The 18399-nt window shown below is 67.5% G+C and carries 20 protein-coding genes; 13 read left to right on the top strand and 7 right to left on the bottom strand.

Features of this window, described 5'->3' with window-relative positions; all coding sequences use genetic code 11:
- Positions 1–38: 38 nt before the first annotated feature.
- The 5 genes from mshB to FPH17_RS03745 all read left to right on the top strand — a co-directional run bounded on the left by mshB (position 39) and on the right by FPH17_RS03745 (position 3484).
- On the top strand, positions 39–920 hold the full coding sequence (mshB, locus tag FPH17_RS03765) for an N-acetyl-1-D-myo-inositol-2-amino-2-deoxy-alpha-D-glucopyranoside deacetylase (protein WP_154878741.1): 882 nt from the start codon (positions 39–41) through the stop codon (positions 918–920).
- 11 nt (positions 921–931) lie between these two features.
- A complete protein-coding gene (locus FPH17_RS03760; RefSeq protein ID WP_095276197.1) occupies positions 932–1297 on the top strand; it encodes a hypothetical protein in 366 nt (121 codons plus the stop codon).
- 13 nt (positions 1298–1310) lie between these two features.
- A complete protein-coding gene (gene fdxA / locus FPH17_RS03755) occupies positions 1311–1634 on the top strand; it encodes a ferredoxin (protein WP_154878740.1) in 324 nt (107 codons plus the stop codon).
- 22 nt (positions 1635–1656) lie between these two features.
- Positions 1657–2763: a succinyldiaminopimelate transaminase gene (gene dapC / locus FPH17_RS03750; RefSeq protein WP_154878853.1), complete on the top strand. Its 1107-nt coding sequence runs from the start codon at positions 1657–1659 to the stop codon at positions 2761–2763.
- Positions 2764–2956: 193 nt separating this feature from the next.
- The gene (locus tag FPH17_RS03745; protein ID WP_154878852.1) at positions 2957–3484 is read left to right on the top strand and encodes a GtrA family protein; all 528 of its coding nucleotides are present in this window, start codon (positions 2957–2959) and stop codon (positions 3482–3484) included.
- A gap of 60 nt (positions 3485–3544) precedes the next feature.
- Here the strand turns inward: FPH17_RS03745 and dapD are convergent, their stop codons facing one another.
- From dapD to FPH17_RS03725, 4 genes are all read right to left on the bottom strand, one after another.
- Complete coding sequence (dapD, locus tag FPH17_RS03740) at positions 3545–4510, bottom strand: 2,3,4,5-tetrahydropyridine-2,6-dicarboxylate N-succinyltransferase (RefSeq protein ID WP_154878739.1); 966 nt, start codon at positions 4508–4510, stop codon at positions 3545–3547.
- Positions 4511–4515: 5 nt separating this feature from the next.
- On the bottom strand, positions 4516–5952 hold the full coding sequence (locus tag FPH17_RS03735) for an amino acid permease (protein ID WP_167496767.1): 1437 nt from the start codon (positions 5950–5952) through the stop codon (positions 4516–4518).
- Positions 5949–7391, bottom strand: coding sequence for an amino acid permease (locus FPH17_RS03730; protein WP_154878738.1), 1443 nt, complete (start codon positions 7389–7391; stop codon positions 5949–5951). The genes FPH17_RS03735 and FPH17_RS03730 overlap by 4 nt, the downstream gene beginning before the upstream one ends.
- Positions 7392–7464: 73 nt before the next feature.
- Positions 7465–8409 (bottom strand): 2,3,4,5-tetrahydropyridine-2,6-dicarboxylate N-succinyltransferase, encoded by a 945-nt coding sequence (locus FPH17_RS03725; protein ID WP_154878737.1) that lies wholly within the window; start codon positions 8407–8409, stop codon positions 7465–7467.
- Positions 8410–8441: 32 nt separating this feature from the next.
- On the opposite strand from FPH17_RS03725, the gene dapE reads away from it, so the two are divergent.
- From dapE to FPH17_RS03690, 7 genes are all read left to right on the top strand, one after another.
- On the top strand, positions 8442–9569 hold the full coding sequence (dapE, locus tag FPH17_RS03720) for a succinyl-diaminopimelate desuccinylase (protein WP_154878736.1): 1128 nt from the start codon (positions 8442–8444) through the stop codon (positions 9567–9569).
- Positions 9570–9598: 29 nt separating this feature from the next.
- Positions 9599–10405: an LOG family protein gene (locus tag FPH17_RS03715; protein WP_154878735.1), complete on the top strand. Its 807-nt coding sequence runs from the start codon at positions 9599–9601 to the stop codon at positions 10403–10405.
- Entirely contained in the window at positions 10362–11237 is an 876-nt protein-coding gene (gene folP / locus FPH17_RS03710) for a dihydropteroate synthase (protein ID WP_238397072.1), read from the top strand. The genes FPH17_RS03715 and folP overlap by 44 nt, the downstream gene beginning before the upstream one ends.
- Positions 11234–11989: a glucosyl-3-phosphoglycerate synthase gene (locus FPH17_RS03705; RefSeq protein ID WP_244288053.1), complete on the top strand. Its 756-nt coding sequence runs from the start codon at positions 11234–11236 to the stop codon at positions 11987–11989. Before folP ends, FPH17_RS03705 begins: the two co-directional genes overlap by 4 nt.
- A gap of 10 nt (positions 11990–11999) precedes the next feature.
- Complete coding sequence (locus tag FPH17_RS12015; RefSeq protein WP_203085478.1) at positions 12000–12419, top strand: hypothetical protein; 420 nt, start codon at positions 12000–12002, stop codon at positions 12417–12419.
- 94 nt (positions 12420–12513) lie between these two features.
- Positions 12514–12684 carry a DUF3117 domain-containing protein gene (locus FPH17_RS03695; RefSeq protein WP_095275850.1) on the top strand — a complete coding sequence of 57 codons (171 nt, stop codon included), beginning with the start codon at positions 12514–12516 and terminating at the stop codon, positions 12682–12684.
- 65 nt (positions 12685–12749) lie between these two features.
- Entirely contained in the window at positions 12750–13646 is an 897-nt protein-coding gene (locus FPH17_RS03690; protein WP_154878734.1) for a methyltransferase domain-containing protein, read from the top strand.
- 14 nt (positions 13647–13660) lie between these two features.
- Here FPH17_RS03690 and FPH17_RS03685 read toward each other — a convergent pair whose 3' ends face one another.
- Both FPH17_RS03685 and glgA read right to left on the bottom strand, forming a co-directional pair.
- Positions 13661–15091, bottom strand: coding sequence for a GH32 C-terminal domain-containing protein (locus FPH17_RS03685; protein ID WP_154878733.1), 1431 nt, complete (start codon positions 15089–15091; stop codon positions 13661–13663).
- Positions 15092–15108: 17 nt separating this feature from the next.
- The gene (gene glgA / locus FPH17_RS03680) at positions 15109–16263 is read right to left on the bottom strand and encodes a glycogen synthase (RefSeq protein WP_167496766.1); all 1155 of its coding nucleotides are present in this window, start codon (positions 16261–16263) and stop codon (positions 15109–15111) included.
- A gap of 132 nt (positions 16264–16395) precedes the next feature.
- Between glgA and glgC the strand changes: the two genes are divergently transcribed.
- A complete protein-coding gene (glgC, locus tag FPH17_RS03675; protein WP_414437226.1) occupies positions 16396–17613 on the top strand; it encodes a glucose-1-phosphate adenylyltransferase in 1218 nt (405 codons plus the stop codon).
- Here glgC and FPH17_RS03670 read toward each other — a convergent pair.
- Positions 17610–18296 carry an O-methyltransferase gene (locus FPH17_RS03670; RefSeq protein ID WP_154878732.1) on the bottom strand — a complete coding sequence of 229 codons (687 nt, stop codon included), beginning with the start codon at positions 18294–18296 and terminating at the stop codon, positions 17610–17612. The genes glgC and FPH17_RS03670 overlap by 4 nt on opposite strands.
- Positions 18297–18399: the final 103 nt, after the last annotated feature.

Below are 18399 nucleotides of genomic sequence, written 5' to 3'. Positions count from 1 at the left end.
GCACGCCGCCCAAACCAATTCAACGCAAGGAGTAGACAATGCACACCACCAACAGGGACCTCGCCGGCTACCGCGTGGTGGCGGTCCACGCACACCCGGACGACGAGGCGATCACGATGGGCGGCACGCTCGCGGACCTGGCGGCCCGCGGGGCGGACGTGCTTGTGGTGACCTGCACGCTGGGTGAGGAAGGCGAGGTCATCGGCGAGCCCTACCAGCAGCTCACCGTGGACCACGCCGACCAGCTCGGGGGCTTCCGGATCCGGGAGCTGCAGGAGTCGCTCGCGGCGATGGGAGTGCGCGGCGCGCTCCTCGGCGGCGCGGGCTGCTACCGGGACAGCGGGATGGCCGGGTCCAAGGCGCACGAGAATCCGCGGGCGTTTGTGCATGGGGGGCAGGGGAGCGTCGATAAGCTTGCTGCCCTGCTCGAGGCCGAGCGGCCGCACCTGGTGCTGACCTACGGACCGGACGGTGGGTACGGGCACCCCGACCACATCCGCGCGCACGAGATTGCGCACGCGGCCGCCGAGCAGGTTGGCGTGCCGCGCATCCTGTGGGCAGTGCGGCTGGCGGAGGAGACCAACGCGCTGCTTCCCGCCGAGGCTCCGGAAGGCTGGCGGCTGCCGGAGGACGGCGAGCTCGACGGCGTTGCGCATTCCGACGTCGCGGTGCGGCTTTCCCACACCGCGTACAGCGCGAAGGTGGCGGCGATGCGCGCGCACGCCACCCAGCTGTGGATCGCGGACGGGCGCACCAGCGCCACCAACCCGCACTCGGTCGTGGGGCAGGGGCCGGTGGTGTACTACGCGTTGTCCAACCTCATCGTGCAGCCGATTCAGCCGTACGAGCACTTCCAGCTTGGCGCGGGCGTGCCGATTGAGCGCCCGGAGGACGGGGTGCTCGGGGGTCTGGCTCGGTGACGGAGCCGGCCGTGCGCACGGACTACTCGCGCGGCGAGGTCGTCGCCGCGATGGTGTGGCTGGGCATCGGCGCGCTGGTGTCACTGCTGCTTGAGGTGGTCTACCTGGGCGCGCGCGTGGGCAGCGTCCCCGTGCCCGCGACGGTGCTGGTGGCGCTCGCGTTCAATGTGGTGCTGACCAGGACCGCCCGGTTGTGGGCGCGCGGTGGAGCGTGGATCGCCTTCGTACCCCTGGCGGTGTGGCTGGGCGGGTTTTTCGCCCTCATGTTCGTGCTTCCAGCTGGCGGCCCGCAGCTCGTGCCGGATAATATTCTGACGTTGCTCCTGCTGTTCGCCGGAATTTTGGGTGGCGTTTTCCCGATGCTCCGAGCGAAGTGACATACTGGACGGCATGACTTACGTGATTGCTCAACCATGCGTGGACGTGCTGGACCGCAGCTGCGTCGAGGAGTGCCCCGTCGACTGCATCTATGAAGGCAAGCGCATGCTCTACATCCACCCGGACGAGTGCGTTGACTGCGGCGCGTGCGAGCCGGCTTGCCCCGTCGAGGCCATCTTCTACGAGGACGACACCCCGGACGAGTGGGCGGAGTACTACGACGCCAACGTCGGCTTCTTTGACAAGCTCGGCTCCCCGGGCGGCGCTGCGAAGACCGGCCCGACCGGCTACGACCACCCGCTTGTAGAGGCACTGCCGCCCCAGAACCAGGACTAGGACCGTGTCGACCATGCCCACCATGCCCGCACAGCCTCGTCGCACGCCCCTGGGGGAGCGCCTGCCCGAGTTCCCGTGGGACACCATCGCGGACGCGAAGGCGAAGGCGGCTGCCCACCCGGACGGCATCGTCGACCTCTCGGTGGGTACCCCCGTCGACCAGGTTGCGCCGTCCATCCAGCTCGCGCTCGTCGAGCACGCGGCGGAGCCGGGCTACCCGCAAACCGTTGGGCTCCCGGCCCTCCGCGAGGCGATCGTGAGCGCGATGGCGCGCCGCTTCGCCGTCACCGGGTTGGATGAGCGCTCGGTCCTGCCGGTGATTGGCACCAAGGAAGCCATCGCGTGGCTGCCCACGCTGCTTGGCCTGCAGGGGCAGAAGGTGGTCATCCCGGAGCTCGCGTACCCCACGTACGAGGTCGGCGCGCTGCTCGCCGGCGCTGAACCCGTGCGCTCCGACGCGCCCGTCGAGGGCGCCGCGCTGGTGTTTATTAACTCGCCGTCGAATCCCTCGGGGCGTGTGCTCAGCGAGGCCGAGATGCGCGAGTGGGTTGAGTTTTCGCGCGATACCGGCGCGATCATCGCGTCCGACGAGTGCTACCTCGGCCTGCCGTGGTCTGCGGAGCCACTGAGCGTGCTCGACCCGCGCGTGTGCAGCGAGGACATGACCAACCTGCTGGCGCTGCACTCGCTGTCCAAGACCTCCAACCTGGCCTCCTACCGCGCCGGCTGGATCGCGGGTGACACGGACCTGGTCCAGGAGCTGCTGTTTGTGCGCAAGCACTCCGGGCTCATGGTGCCCGGCCCGATTCAGCACGCCATGCGCGCCGCGCTTAACGACGACACCCACGAGGAACTCCAGGCCTCGACCTACGCCAAGCGACGCGCAACGCTCATGGCCGCGTTGCTCAAGGCCGGCTTTACGGTCGACCATTCCGAGGCCGGCCTGTACCTGTGGTCGCGCCGCGACGGGATGGGGGCCCGCGAAACGCTGGACTGGCTCGCGGAGCGTGGCATCCTGGCGGCGCCCGGCGACTTCTACGGACCGGCCGGTGAGGCCCACGTTCGCATCGGTCTCACCGCGACGGACGAGCGCATCGCCGCCGCCGCGCAGCGACTCACCGCGGCGTAAACACTGCGTATCCACCGCGCGCGTTTTTCTTCTCAATACGGCCACGTACTAAGCTACATGGGTTAGCACGTGGCCGTTTCGCGCTGCCGGGAGCCGGCGATCGGCGCGGCGGCGCTGGAGACGGCGCAGGACAATGTCTCGGCAGGAAGAAGGAGGCGCGGGTAGCGTGAGCAGCTCAGCAACCACCGAGCGTATGGCGAACGGTCTGCGCGAATTTATCAAGTTCGGTCTCGTCGGCGGTTCCGGCGTGGTGGTCAATCTCGCCATCTTTTACGTGGCGAAGAAATCGCTCGAGGCGGGGTTGGACCTTCACGAGGCCGATGCGCTCATGAGCATCCCGGGCACCCGGTTCAACATCCGCTGGTACCACCTGCTCTCTACGTTGGCGTTCGTCATCGCCAACGTCTGGAACTACCAGCTCAACCGCTCCTGGACGTTCCGCAAGATCGAGCAACGCAACTGGTTCGCGGGCTTCTTCCCGTTTCTCGCCACGGGCGCGATCGCGTTCCTTGTCTCGCTGACCTTCATGACGCTGTTTATGAACCCGACCTCGCCAATCGCGTTGCCGGACCACATCTTCGACGATTCCTCCGGCCTGCGCACCAAGTCGTACTGGGCCCAAGGCTTATCGACGATCATCGCCACCCCCGTCAACTTCATCATCAACAAGCTCTGGGCGTTTGCGAAGCCGAAGCCGACCGCTCCGCACGCGGGGGAGTAGCGCGCACAAAAAACTCCCCGCCCTGCTCGTACAAGCCAGGTGGGGAGTGAGGTGTTTCAGCTAGTTGGCGTGCAGCGCCTCGTTGAGTTCGATGCCCTTTGCGGCAACGACCTCGATGGCTCCGGAAGTGGAGTTGCGGCGGAACTGCAGGCCGTTGGCGCCGGAGAGCTCGAGCGCCTTGATGGTGGCACCCGCTTCCTTGCCCAGCGCCTCGGCGACCTCGGCGGTGAGCACGACCTTGGCTCCGGCGGTGACGTAGAGGCCGGCTTCGACCACGCAGTCGTCGCCAAGCGAAATGCCAATGCCCGCGTTCGCTCCGAGGAGGCAGCGCTGGCCGAGCGTGATGGTTTCCTTGCCGCCTCCGGACAACGTGCCCATGATGGAGGCACCGCCGCCAATGTCGGTGCCGTCGCCGACGGTCACGCCGGCGGAGATGCGGCCCTCGACCATGGAAGCGCCGAGCGTGCCGGCGTTGAAGTTGACAAAGCCCTCGTGCATGACGGTGGTGCCCTCGGCGAGGTGGGCGCCGAGGCGGATGCGGTCGGCGTCGCCGATGCGCACACCAGCGGGGACGACGTAGTCGACCATGCGGGGGAACTTGTCCACGGAGTAGACGATGACGGGGCCGCGGGCGGCGAGGCGGCCGCGGGTCATCTGGAAGTCGGAGACCTCGCAGGGGCCGTAGTTGGTCCACACCACGTTGGCGAGCAGGCCGAATACGCCGTCCATGTTCGCACCGTGCGGCTTGACCAGGCGGTGGGAGAGCAGGTGGAGGCGCAGGTACACGTCGTACGCGTCGATCGCCGGCTCGTTGATGTCAGCAATCTGGGTCTCGACGGGGACGCGTGCCACGCCGCGGTCCTCGTCGGGGCCGACCAGGTGGGAGAAGCGCGGGTCTTCCTCCTCCAGGCGGGTGGTGCCGGTTTCCGTCACGGGCTCGCCCAGCTTGGGGGCGGGGTACCAGACGTCGAGGACAGTGCCATCATGGGTCACCGTGGCAATTCCACGGGCAATCGCTGAAGTCATGACAGCTAGCTTAGATCATTCTGCCCGGTTGTCCCCGATGCGCCCCGAACTGCCGCAGACCGGCGCTTGGTAAACAGTGACGCGACAACGAGCGCTGCGGAAACGATGAGGACGGCGAGGACTTGGCCGCGGGCGGTGGCGTCGATAAGCATGAGGGCCACGAGCAGAAGGAGGGCGACGAAGGTGGCCCACGGGACGATCATGCCACCCTGGACCTCGACGGCGGCGTGGCCGGATCCGGCGCGCATCTGCGGGCGCAGGCGGATGTAGCTTAGCGTGATCATGATCCAGGTGACGATGAGGCAGCCGCCGACCGCGTTCATGAGGAAGCTGAGCAGCCCCGGCGGGTTCCACCATTGCAGACCGACCGCGACGAACGCGAAGACGACGGAAACGATGACCGAGTTCGTGGGCACGCCGTTGGCATTGGTCTTGGCGAGCCACGCGGGCGCATCCCCCTCGAGTGCCTGCTGGTAGGCAAGGCGCGAGGTGCCGAAGATCTGCGCGTTGAACGCGGAGAGCAGCGCGAGGACGATGACGACCTCCATGAACCCGACGACGCCCGGCACGTTGGCCATGGACAACACCTGCGTGAACGGGGAGTCCGCGGCGGAGTCGGCAGCGTCGATCTGCGCGTAGGGCAGCAGCAGGATGATGACCACGACGGAGCCGACGTAAAACAGCGCGATGCGCCAGATGATGGAGTTGACCGCGTTCTTCACGGCCTGCGCTGGGTTCTCGGACTCGGCGGCCGCGATGGTGACCACCTCGATACCACCGAACGCAAACGCGACGGCGAGCAGCCCGGCCGCGATACCCGGGATGCCGTTCGGGGCGAAGCCGGATTCCTGAATATTGGTCAGGCCCACAAAGTCGTGGCCGGGGAGGATGCCCAGGAAGAGGGCGGCGCCGATGACGAGGAAGCCGATGATCACGACGATCTTGATCATGGCAAACCAGTACTCAAACTCGCCGAAGCCTTTTACCTGTGCCAGGTTGACCACGGCGAAGAACACCACCGCGACGAGCGCGGGGATCCACTGGGGGACGCCGAACCAGCCGCCCATGATCGCGGCGGCGCCGGTGATCTCTGCGCCGCCGACCATGATGAGCAGGAACCAGTACAGCCAGCCGAGGAGGAACCCGGCCCAGTGGCCGAACGCCTGACGCCCGTAGGTGGCAAACGAGCCGGAGGAGGGGCGCGACGCCGCCATTTCTCCGAGCATGCGCATCACGGCGACCACGATGAGCCCCGCGATGAAGTAGGCGATCAGGATGGCGGGGCCGGCGGCGCGGATGCCCTCGCCGACGCCCAGGAAGAGGCCGGCGCCGACCGCCATGCCCAGCCCCATCAGGGTGAGGTGGCGGGACTTCAGGCCGGAGCCAAGCTCAGTGCCCTGCTCAGGGTTGTGATCAGGGCCAGTTCCTGTGGTGGTGCTCATCGGTTGTTCCTTTCAACGGCTTTCGCGGCAGTGGCGCGGAAGGAATCTGTATTGGTCCACAGCACGCCGGCGATCGCGGCGACGCCGACGACCACCGCCACAGCGAGCAGCTGCATACGCCCCTCCGGCGTGGTGAGCATGAGCACCACGAGTGCTGCGGCGAGCAGGATCGTGGCGAGCGGCAGCACGGACGGCGCCCACATGCGCACCTGCGTGATCTCGCCCGTGGCCACGAGGCGCGGGTGGAGGCGCAGGAAGGAGAAGCTGATGGCAAACCAGATCACGATCAGGCAGCCGCCGACCGCGTTGAGCAGGAATGCGAGCAGTCCCGGCGGGTTCCAGTACTGCAGGGCGACGGCCCCGAACCCGAAGCAGACGGAGACGATGACCGCGCGCATGGGCACCCCGCGCGTGTCCGTGGTGGCAAACATCTGCGGGGCGTCGCCGCGCAGCGCCAGGTTGTGCAGGAAGCGGGAGGAGCCGTAGATCTGCGTGTTGCACGCCGACAGCAGCGCAACCACGATGACGGCCTCCATGATGCCCACCGCGCCCGGGACGTTGGCCAGGTGGAGGACGGCGGTGAAGGGGGACTCGGAGGCGTCCTCGGCTCCGCCGATCTGCCCGAACGGCAGCAGCATGACGATGAGGAGGACCGAGCCGATGTAGAAAAACCCGATGCGCCAGATGATGGAGCGGATCGCGGCGTGGACCGCCACCTCGGGGTCCTCCGACTCGGCGGCGGCGATGGTGACCAGCTCGATGCCGCCGAAGGCGAATGCGACGGCGAGCATGGCGGTGGCCACGCCGCCCCAGCCGTTGGGCATGAACCCGACCTCGGCGATGTTGCTTGTGCCGACGAAACTGGTGCCGGGCAGCAGACCCAGCCACAGTGCCACGCCCAGGGCCAGGAACGCGATGATGACGGAGACCTTGATGAGGGCGAACCAGAACTCGAATTCCCCGAAATTCTTCACCGCAGCGAAGTTGATCACGGTAAACACCACGATGGCCGCGAGCGCCGGGATCCACGGCGAGATGCCGAACCAGGCGGCAATGATGGCGGAGGCGCCGGTGATCTCTACGGCCATGATCATGATCATCATGAACCAGTACAGCCAGCCGATGGCAAACCCGGCCCAGGGGCCGAGTGCCTGCTCCGCGTAGGTGGAAAAGGTGCCGGAGGACGGCCGCGCCGCCACCATCTCTGCAAGCATCTGCATGATGCACACGGTGATCGCGCCGGCGATGAGGTAGGCGATGATCACCGCCGGCCCGGCAGCGGCGATGCCCACGCCGGTACCGAGGAAGAGCCCGGCGCCGATTGCGGAACCGAGCCCCATCATGGTCAAGTGGCGGGTTTTGAGGCCACGCTCAAGCGAGACGGAGGCAGAAGTCGGTGCGATGACCGACGCGCTGCCAGGGGAATCCTGAGAAGACATGGTCTTACTCTAATCGTTGGCACCGCGTCGCGGGCCAATAAGGCTCGCATCGCCCCAGCTGGGGGCTTGAATGCTAATCGACGCTTCCCTGATCCCTCACGACCGGACAATTGCTCATCGCCTCGCGCCGGATGAGCAAGTTGTCCTGCCCGGCGATCTCTTTGGCGGGGATCTCGCGGTCCAGGCGAGCGTCGTACACCACCGATTCCGGTTCGATCATGACATTGACGCCGATGGTGCAGTTATCGCCCAGGTCCACGCCGAACACGCCGGCCGAGGGGTGCATCGTGCAGTGCTTGCCCACCCGCATTGGGGTGCGGGCGGGCTGCGTGGAGCGCGACGCCATGAGCACGGAGGACAACGCCAGGTCCGCGCCCTCGCCGATCACCACGGACGAGGACAGGCGCCCCTCGACCCGCGAGGGGCCGAGCGTTCCCGCGTTAAAGGAGACGTATCCCTCGCGCAGGACCGACGTGCCCGGCGCGAGGTAGGCACCGAGGCGGACACGCTCGGCCTGCGCGATGGACACGCCCGAGGGGACGACGTAGTCCACCATGCGCGGCACTCGCTCGATGCCCCAGACGTGGATCGTGCCGCGGGAGCGCAGGTTGGTGCGGATGAACTCGAAGTTGTCCGTCAGGCACGGGCCCTTGTTGGTCCATACCACGGGCACGAGGTGGCTGAGGCAGTCCTCCATGTTCAACTCGAGCGGCTTGACCAGGCGGTGGGAGAGCAGGTGCAGCCGCAGGTAGACGTCGTGCGCGTCCACCGGCGGCTGTGACAGGTCCGGGATGCGGGTGCGCACCGGGACGAGCTCCACCAGCCGGTCGCGGTCCAGGCCGACGAGGTTGAGGAACCGGTCGGACAGCTCGTTCGCGCTGACGCGCTCGGTGCTCGCGGGGGCGGGTGGCTCGGACGGTGTGGCGTCGATAAGCGCTGGGCTCGGGTACCAGGTGTCCAAGACGGTCCCGTCCATAGCGATGTTGGCAATTCCGGTTGCTTCCGCTCCAATGGGCATGTCCTCATCCTAGGCGGATTGCCGCCCGTAGGATGAGTGGGGTGAACACGCTAGACCTCTTTGCAGACCCAGTCGATCTCACCGCCGCGCTCGTGGACATCGAGTCGCCGTCCCACCACGAGGAGGCGATCGCCGACGCCGTCGAGGGGGCGCTTCGGGCGCTTGCCGACGCCTCCGGGGACGGTGCAGTCGACGTGCAGCGGATTGGCAACACCGTCGTCGCCCGCACGCACTTCGGGCGCGAGCAGCGCGTCGTGCTGGCGGGACACATCGACACGGTGCCGCTGGCGGACAACACGCCGCACCGCATTGAGGGTGACACCATGTTCGGCTGCGGGACCGTGGACATGAAAAGTGGCATGGCGTGCTACCTCGGGGCGTTCGCGCGGCTCGTGCGCGGCGAGGCCGAGGCGCCGGGGGAGCGCGCGGCGTTTGATATGACAGTCATTGCCTACGAGGCCGAGGAGGTCGCCCAGGAATACAACGGGCTGTTCCACCTCGAGCGGGACCACCCGGAGCTGCTGGCCGGCGACATCGCGCTGCTCGGCGAGCCGTCCGGCGGGGTGATCGAGGCCGGCTGCCAGGGCACGATCCGCGTCTTTGTGGACGCGCACGGCACCCGAGCGCACTCCGCGCGCTCGTGGCTGGGGCACAACGCGGCCCACGACCTTGCGGGTGTGCTGACCCGCATCGCCGCCTACGAGCCGCGCCGCGTCACCATCGCCGGCTGCGAGTACCGCGAGGGCATCAACGTCGTCGGCATGGAGGGGTTCGTGGCCACCAATACGATCCCGGACCACGCCAGGCTGATTGTCAACTTCCGCTATGCGCCGGACCGGGACGTGGAGAACGCGAAGGCGCACCTCGAGGAGGTGCTCGCCCTGGAAGACGGGTTGACGCTTGCGTACGACGACGTGGCGCCGGCCGCGCTACCGGGGCTGGACCACCCGGTAGCGGCCAACCTGGTGAAGGCCGTGGGCGGGAACTTCCGTGCGAAGTTCGGATGGACGGACGTGTCCAGGTTCTCTAACCTTGGTGTTCCGGCCGTGAACTTCGGCCCCGGCGATCCGGGCTTTGCTCACAAGAAGGACGAGCAGTGCCCGATCAGCCAGATCCGTGAGGTGTTCGCGCAGCTCATGGACTACCTGTCTCTTCACTGAACATAGAAAACTTTCCACGCACAATTACTATGGCACCGCACACCACACCCCGCCCCGACCGTGACCGCAAGCTCCGCGGCCCGCTCATGCTGCGCAGCGACAACGAGCAGGCGTCCACGCATGACCGCCGCCTGCTCGAATCGCTCGGCTCCTCCGACCACGACTGGAAGCACGCGGACCCGTGGCGCGTCATGCGCATCCAGTCCGAGTTCGTAGCCGGCTTCGACGCACTCAGCGAGCTGCCGAAGGCCGTGACCGTCTTCGGTTCAGCGCGGCTGGGCGAGGGCACCCCGGAATACGAGCAGGCGTACCAGGTTGGCCACGGGCTGGTCGAGGCCGGCTACGCCGTGATCACCGGCGGTGGCCCGGGCCTGATGGAGGGGCCGAACCGCGGCGCGCATAACGCCGGCGGCATGTCGGTTGGCCTGGGCATCGAGCTGCCATTCGAGCAGGGGCTGAACGACTGGGTCGACCTCGGCCTGAACTTCCGCTACTTCTTCGCCCGCAAGACCATGTTCCTGAAGTACTCGCAGGCGTTTATCGCGTTGCCTGGTGGCTTCGGCACGATGGACGAGGTCTTCGAAGTGCTGTGCATGGTGCAGACCGGCAAGGTGACCAACTTCCCGATCGTGCTCATCGGCACCGACTTCTGGTCCGGCCTGGTCGATTGGATGGTCAACCAGCAGCTCGAGCGCGGGCTCATTTCGCCTGGCGACGAAAAACTGTTCCTGGTCACCGACTCGGTCGAGGAGGCCATCGCGCACATCGTGGAGACGCACCAAGTGATGACGGATGAGCGCCTCGGCGACGCGCAACGCGCTGGTGGATATGAGTAACTCGCTTGCGCGGGTGATGGCCATCGTGAACCGCACCCCGGACTCCTTTTACGACAAGGGCGCGACCTTTGCCATTGAGAAGGCAGCTCAGCGTGCGGACGAGGTCATCGCGGCGGGCGCGTCCATCGTGGACGTCGGCGGCGTCAAGGCCGGACCGGGCGATGAGGTGGACGTCGACGAAGAGATCGACCGCGTCGTCCCGCTGATTGCCGAGGTCCGCGCGCGCCACCCGGAGGTGTCCATCAGCGTGGACACATGGCGAGCGAGCGTCGCCGAAGCAGCTATCGACGCCGGCGCGGACCTGATCAATGACACCTGGGCGGGCTGGGACCCCGAGCTCGTCGAGGTGGCGGGCCACCACGCGGTCGGTTACGTCTGCTCCCACACTGGTGGGGTGGTGCCGCGCACCCGCCCGCACCGCGTGCATTTTGATGACGTCGTCGCCGACGTGATCCGCGAAACTTCAGCGCTGGCCGAGCGCGCCGTGGACTACGGCGTGCCCGCCGAGCGCGTGTTCATCGATCCCACCCACGACTTTGGCAAGAACACGTTCCACGGCCTGGAAATCCTGCGCCGGATCGACGAGCTCGTTGCCACCGGCTGGCCGGTGCTCATGGCGCTGTCCAACAAGGACTTCGTCGGCGAGACGGTGGGCCGCAACGACCCAGCGCAACGCGTCGCGGGCACGCTCGCTGCCACCGCCTGGTCGGCCGCCCGCGGCGTCGCCGCCTTCCGCGTCCACAACGTCGCGGAAACCGTGGACGTGATCCGCATGACCGCGGCGATCCAGGGCACCGCCGCGCCGCTTGCCACCGTCCGGGGGCTCGCGTGAGCAGCCCGCGCGTGAGCGTGGTCATCCCGGCGCTGAACGAGGAGCGCACCGTCGGCGACGTGGTGCGGACCTGCCTCGAGTCGCGTGCCGCGCGCGACGGCGGGGAGGTGCTGGTCATCGACTCCGACTCCACAGACGCCACTGCCAGCGAGGCCGCAGCGGCGGGCGCCCGCGTGGTGAACTGGCGCGACGTCGGACCCGCCGAGACCGTTCCCGGCAAGGGCGAGGCCCTGTGGCGCGGGGTGCGCGCCGCGAGCGGAGACGTTGTCGTCTTCGTCGACGCGGACGTGACCTCGCTGCGCCCCGGCTGGGTCGACGCGCTCGCGGCACCGTTTGCGGACCCGGCGATCCACCTGGTCAAGGCCGCCTACCCCCGCGAGCTCAACGGCGGCCCCGGCGGCGGCCGCGTCACCGAGCTCACCGCGAAGCCGCTGCTGCGCGCGCTGTTCCCCGAGCTCTGCCACATCTCCCAGCCGCTCGCCGGCGAGTACGCCATCCGCCGCAGCACCGCGCTGAGCCTGCCGTTTGTCGCCGGCTACGGGGTCGAGGTGGGCTTACTCCTCGACGTCGCGGCCTCCCACACCCCCGCCGCCGTCACCGAAGTGCAGCTCAGCGCGCGGCGACACCGGAACCGTCCGCTGGAGGAGCTCGCGCCGATGGCAGATGTGATCGTGGCGACGATCCTGGATCGGGCCGCGGGGCGGGGCGCGCTGGGCGAGGTGCAGCAGCGCGTTGCGTGGGGCGGGAAGTAGAATAGCGCCCATGCTCTCTTGGATTATCCTGATTCTTGTCTTGGCGCTGTTCAGCGTGCTGGGGACGCTGCTGGCGTCGTCGATTTTTGGGCGCGGTGAGACGCAGCCGCCGATGCCCGACACGGAAAATGTGAAGGCGGCGAATCGCCGCGCGGTTGAGGACGGCAACTTTGACGACATCCAGCTTGAGGTCGTCCACCGCGGGTACCGGATGGACCAGGTCGACGCACTCATCGCGCAGCTGACCGGCCAGGACACCGCGGAGTGGTGCGACGACGAGGCCGCTGCGGCTCGCCCGGCGCAGCCCCGCAATCCGCAGAAGGTGGACTCGCACTCGCTCACCGAGGGCGTGAGCGCGGCGGAGTTTGAGGCGCCCGAGACGCTGGAGCCGGCACCGAAAGCTGGGGGAAATCCGTACGGAAAGGCATAGTTAGCTACCGAAATGCTGCTTGGCCCGGATGGTCGGGCTCATACAGGCGTATCATTGACTCCATACGTCATTGAGTTCAAAGGAGAGAATACGCATGGCAGCAATGAAGCCGCGCACTGGTAGCGGCCCGATGGAAGCTGTAGAAGAGAGCCGAAAGATTGTGATGCGCATTCCATCCGACGGCGGCGGGCGGCTCGTCGTGGAGATGAGCAAGGAAGAAGCAGCCGAGCTGGGCCAGCTGCTTATCGACGCTGCGGGGCAGTAACCCACGGCGTAGCCGCATTCACCCTGCACCGCTTGGCCCGGTCGGCGGTGCGGTAAGCTTTCCACATGCTCAAAGACATCGTGGACGTGCTTGCAGACCCGGCAGATCTTTCCCCGTTGCGGGGCGAGGACGACTTTTCGCGCCTCGTCTCCGAGACGGGGCATTCTTATGACGTGGCCAAGCAGGGCTACGTCACGCTGGCCAGTGGAAAGGGCCTGAACCACGAGGGCGACTCGATCGAGATGATCCACGCCCGCGAAGCCTTCCTCTCGCAGGGGCACTTCGCGCCGTTCGTCGAGGCCGTGACGGAGCAGGTGCAGGACGTGCTGGAGCACAGTGCGCCCGAGCCGGGCGACCCGTCAGCAGGGGAGGCACGCGGCGTGGCCGAACCGGCCGTGCTGGAGGTGGGGGCCGGCACCGGCTACTACCTGGCGCACACGCTGGACAGCGTCGGCGGCGCGCGCGGTATCGGGCTGGATATTTCCATACCCGCCGCGAAGCACCTGGCCAAGTCCCACCCGCGCGTCGGCGCCGTGGTGGCCGACGTGTGGAGCCAGCTGCCGATTCGCGACGGTAGCGTTCACGCCATCATGGATGTCTTCGCGCCCCGCAACCCGGCGGAATTTGCCCGCGCTCTCGCGCCCGGCGGAGAGGTCGTCGCGCTCATCGCGCACCAGGGCCATCTCGACGAGCTGCGCGAACCGCTGGGCATCCTCGGCGTTGAGGCGGGCAAACTCGAGCGAATGGTGGAACAGGCCAAGGGCCACCTGGAGCTGGCCGCGGAGCCGCAGCTCATCGAGTACACGATGCGCCTGGAGCGCGACGCGATCGCCGCGCAGGTAGGGATGAGTCCTTCGGCGCGCCACGTGGCGCCGGAAGTGCTGCGGGAGCGCCTCGCGGCGCTGCCGGAGCACATGGACGTGACGGCGCGCGGCCAGCTCGTCCGGCTGCGCAAGGCGTAGGCCGGAGCGAGCGCCTACTGGGCGCTGGGGAACCCCCGGCGCCACTCGTTGTAGATCTCGGCGTCGCCCGCCGCGCGGGAGCGGATGCCGATGTAGCCGGTGGCGGACCAGATGCGGGATGCGGTGACGACGCTGCCGCCGCCTGCGTAGACTTCGAGGGTGGAGCCGTCGACGATGACGGTGATGTTGTCCTCATCGTCGTCGTGGATCTCCGCGACCGCAGGGGCGCCATCCAGTCGGTCGACGGTGAGGGTCTCCCCGTTGTGGGTGATCACAGCCACCGGCTCACCGTTGGCGTCCAGCACCTCGGCCTCCACGGACGAGCCCGCGGGGATGTCGCACAGCGCCGTCCACATCAGTGCGTGACGCGACGACTGCACCGCCTCCGGCAGCCCGCCGGCGGGGACCTGGTAGAGCTGCCCGTGCTGCAAGGTCGCGCGACGCGGCAGCGTCAGCGTGTTCGCCCAGCCCTCGGACTCCCAGTTTGGCTGCTTGGTGGGGTCGCCGTGGCGGCCGGAGTCCGTCATGAAACCGAACAGGTAGGTCCGCTCGTAGCGGTCCTCAGCGTTCGACGGCTCCAGGGTGTAGGCGGAGTTGCGGGGGCGCGTGAAGTCGTGGCCGTAATCCAGCGGCTTTGCCGGGGAGGTCACGGTGAACACGCTACCCTTGAGCACGCCGACGAGGTACACAGTGCGGTCCTTGCCGTCGATCTCGGCGGTGAGGAAGAGGACGTCGTAGATCTCGCCGTCCACCTCGTCTCGCAGGCGGGAGATGCGCGGGGCAACGAGCGGCTTGGTCACATCGAGGCCGGGGTCGCCGTCAAAGGTCAGTGCGCCGTCGACAAGCCAGCTCTGGCCGTCGTGCGAGGAAAGGACGACGGGCACGGGTGCCTCGAGCGAGCCGGTGACCGCGAGCATGAGCCAGCCGTCGTGGCCGCGCTCGCGGTTGTCATCTTCCTCCCAGTCAGGGACGACACAAGGGGAGCGGAAGTTGGTGTATACCTGGCCGTCGACCTCCGTGTCCTGGACCACCGCGCCGAGGCGCTTGACGCCGGAGGAGGGGAGCAGCTCGCCGGTTTCGGACTCCTCCAGCTCCTCGCAGAGCGCGGTCAGGTCGTCGGCGTGCGCGCGCTGCACGGTGTCACCCGCAGAGGTGTTGGAGGTGAAGTACAGGTCCGCGCCGTCATCGGTGGCGACGACAGCACCGGCGCGGACGTTGAGCTCGCCGCCGACGGCAACGAGGGCGTCGTTACACTCGAGCCAGCTGAACGGGTCCTGCTCGCTCATGTCGTGTCCCCACGCGCTCGGGGCGTCCGGGGTGAGCTTGTACTGGTAGAACATGTGCCACACGCGCTCGCCGCGCTCGCCGGCGCGGATGACACCTGCGGGGCCCTCGAGGATGCCGCGCTCGGCGGTCACGTGCAGTTCGGGTCTGTAAACGCTCATACTTAGTTCTGTTTCCTCTACAGCAGCTTCTTGTATACGTCCACGGTTTCCTGCGCGATGGTAGACCAGGAGAACGTGTCGCGGGCGCGTGCCAGGCCTGCGGCACCCATGCGCTTTGCCGTCTCCGGGTCCCCGGCCAGCGCGTTGACTGCCTCGGCGAGGGCGTGCTCAAAGGCCTCCGGATCGTGCTCGTCGTAATCAACGAGGGTGCCGGTCTCGCCGTCAACCACGACCTCCGGGATGCCGCCGACTCGCGACGCCACCACGGCGGTCTCGCACGCCATGGCCTCCAGGTTGACGATGCCCAGCGGCTCGTAGATCGACGGGCAGACGAACACGTCCGACGAAGCGTAGACCTCGCGGATCTTCTCCGGCGGCAGCATGTCCTGCACCCAGAAGATGCCGTCGCGCTGCGCGCGCAGCTTCTCGACGAGCCCCTGCGTCTCCGTCGCAATCTCCGGGGTGTCCGGGGCGCCGGCGCAGAGGATCAGTTGCACGTCCTCGTCGAACTGCTGCGCCGCCTTGAGCAAGTGGGGCACACCCTTCTGACGGGTGATTCGGCCGACGAACGAGACGACCGGCTTCGCCGGGTCCACCCCGAGTTCCTCCAGAATCGTCGCTTGGCCGGGGTACCAGTTGGCGGTGTCGATCCCGTTGAGCACCACGTGGACCTTGTCCGGCTCAATGCGCGGGTACGCCCGCAGGATCGCGTCCTTCATGCCGGAGGACACCGCGATGACCGCATCGGCGTACTCCATGGCATTCCGCTCGCTCCAGGAGGAGACGTTGTAGCCTCCGCCGAGCTGCTCGCGCTTCCACGGGCGGTCCGGCTCCAGCGAGTGCGCGGTGACCACGTGCGGGATTTCGTGGAGCTGGGATGCCAGGTGGCCGCCCAGACCCGCGTACCAGGTGTGGGAGTGCACCAGGTCCAGCCCGCTCGCCGCGTTGGCCATACGCAGGCCGGTGGACAGCGTCTTGATCGCGCCGTTCGCGTCGGTGAGCTCCGGGTCTACGCCGTGGACGTAGACGTTGTCCATCTCGCGCGGCGTCCCCATGCAGTGCACGTCGACGTCGATAAGCTCGCGCATAAAGCGCGTCAGCTCAGTGACGTGCACGCCGGCACCACCGTAGACCTCCGGTGGGTACTCTCTGGTCATCATTCCGACTCTCATGAGCCCCAACAGTAGTGAGGAATGCGCGGCGCTGCAGGAACCCGAACGGGAGGTGTGGTGCGTCCCCCTAAAGTGGTGAAAATGTGTACATAGCCACTGCGAGAGAAGTTGCTTTTCAATACTCTGGTGGGCGTGAAAAGCCAGCCAAGAGTCCTCGCCATCGTCCTCGCGGGCGGCGAAGGGAAGCGACTGTTCCCACTGACCGCCGACCGTGCCAAGCCTGCAGTCCCGTTTGGCGGTAACTACCGCCTCATCGACTTCGTCCTGTCCAACCTGGTCAACGCGGGTTACATGCGCATCGCCGTGTTGACGCAGTACAAGTCCCACTCGCTCGACCGCCATGTCGCCACCGCGTGGAACGTGTCCGGCCCAACCCCGCAGTACATCGCGTCCGTGCCCGCGCAGCAGCGCCGCGGCAAGCGCTGGTACAACGGCTCGGCGGACGCGATCGTGCAGTCGCTCAACCTCATTTATGACGACAAGCCGGACTACGTCCTCGTCTTCGGCGCGGATCACGTCTACCGCATGGACCCGTCGCAGATGGTGGAAAACCACATCGCCTCGGGCAAGTCAGCCACCGTTGCCGGCATCCGCGTGCCGCGTGCGGAGGCCACCGCGTTCGGCTGCATCCAGTCCGACGAAAACGGCACGATCACGGAGTTCCTGGAAAAGCCGGCCAACCCGCCGGGCACCCCGGATGACCCGAACGTCACGTTCGCGTCGATGGGCAACTACGTCTTTTCCACCGAGGCGCTCGTGCAGGCCCTTCTGGAGGACGAGCAGAACGAGGACTCCGCCCACGACATGGGCGGGGACATCATCCCGTACTTTGTGAACCAGGGCGAGGCGAACGTCTACGACTTCTCCGAGAACCACGTGCCGGGCGCGACCGAGCGCGACAAGGGGTACTGGCGCGACGTCGGCACCATCGACTCGTTCTACGAGGCGCACATGGACCTGATCTCCTCGCACCCGATCTTCAACCTCTACAACAACGTGTGGCCGATCCACTCCACCGAGGACGGCAACCTTCCGCCCGCCAAGTTCGTCATGGGCGGCATTGCGCAGGAGTCCATCGTGGCCTCCGGGTCCATCATCTCCGGCGCGACGGTGCGCAACTCCGTCCTGTCCACGGACGTGCGCGTAGAAGAGGGCGCGACCGTGGAGGGGTCCGTGCTCATGCCGGGCGTGCGCGTGGGCAAGGGGGCAGTGGTGCGCCACTGCATTTTGGACAAGAACGTCTACGTGTCCGATGGTGAGATCATCGGCGTCGACCCGCAGCGCGATCGCGAGCGCTACAAGGTCTCTGACAACGGCGTGGTCGCCGTTGGCAAGAACGAAGTAATCTAGCGCTTCGTCACAAGCGTCAGGCCCCCGTCGAGGGGCAGACGCGTGACGACGCCACCGTGCTCCGCCGCGAACGTCTCCGCGTAGTCGTCCGCTTCGCGGGTGGCCGCGGTCTCGCGGTCGCGGCGGGTGGCGTCGGCGACCGTGCCGTCCAGCAGTGAGCCGGCGAGCACGAGGGTGCCGCCGGGGGTGAGGAGGGGCCACGCGGCGTCGATAATCGCCCCGAGCTCAACGGGCGAGACGTCCGCGTAGATGACCTGGTAGGCGTCATTGGCCAGGCGGCCCATCACATCGAGCGGGCGGGCGGTGAGGAAGCGGACCCGCGAGGGCGCGTACCCCGCGGCGCGCACTGCCGCCTTCGTGCCGGACTGCAGCGCGGCCTCGGGCTCGATGCAGGTCAGGGTGGACTTTTCCGGCAGGCCGCGCAGCAGGTGCAGGCCCACGGTGCCCGCGGCCGGGGTGACGGCGACGGCGCCCTGCGCGGCGTCTGCGCGCGCGCCCGCCGCGGCGAGGGTAGTCAGCAGCGTGCCCACGGTCGGGGAGGGCAGGCTCACGCCGTTCTCCTCGGCCTCAACGCGGGCGACCTCGAGCCCGTGGCTGAACGGGTCCGCATCCGCCGCGCCCTTCGCGTGGTTCGCGCGCTGGTCGATGTAGGCGATCATTTGGGAAAAAGCTGTCTCACTCACACCGCACATCATAGCGAGCTGCGGATCGTGAGCGGATTGTTACCCGCCACCAAGCAAAGTGCCGAGCAAAGTGTTGCCCAGGCTCAGTTATCTCTGCCACAAT

This window comes from Corynebacterium gottingense, assembly GCF_007559235.1.
Lineage (GTDB): Bacteria > Actinomycetota > Actinomycetes > Mycobacteriales > Mycobacteriaceae > Corynebacterium > Corynebacterium gottingense.
Note: the sequence above shows the minus strand (reverse complement) of the source record. Positions and strands in the feature narration are given on the sequence as shown.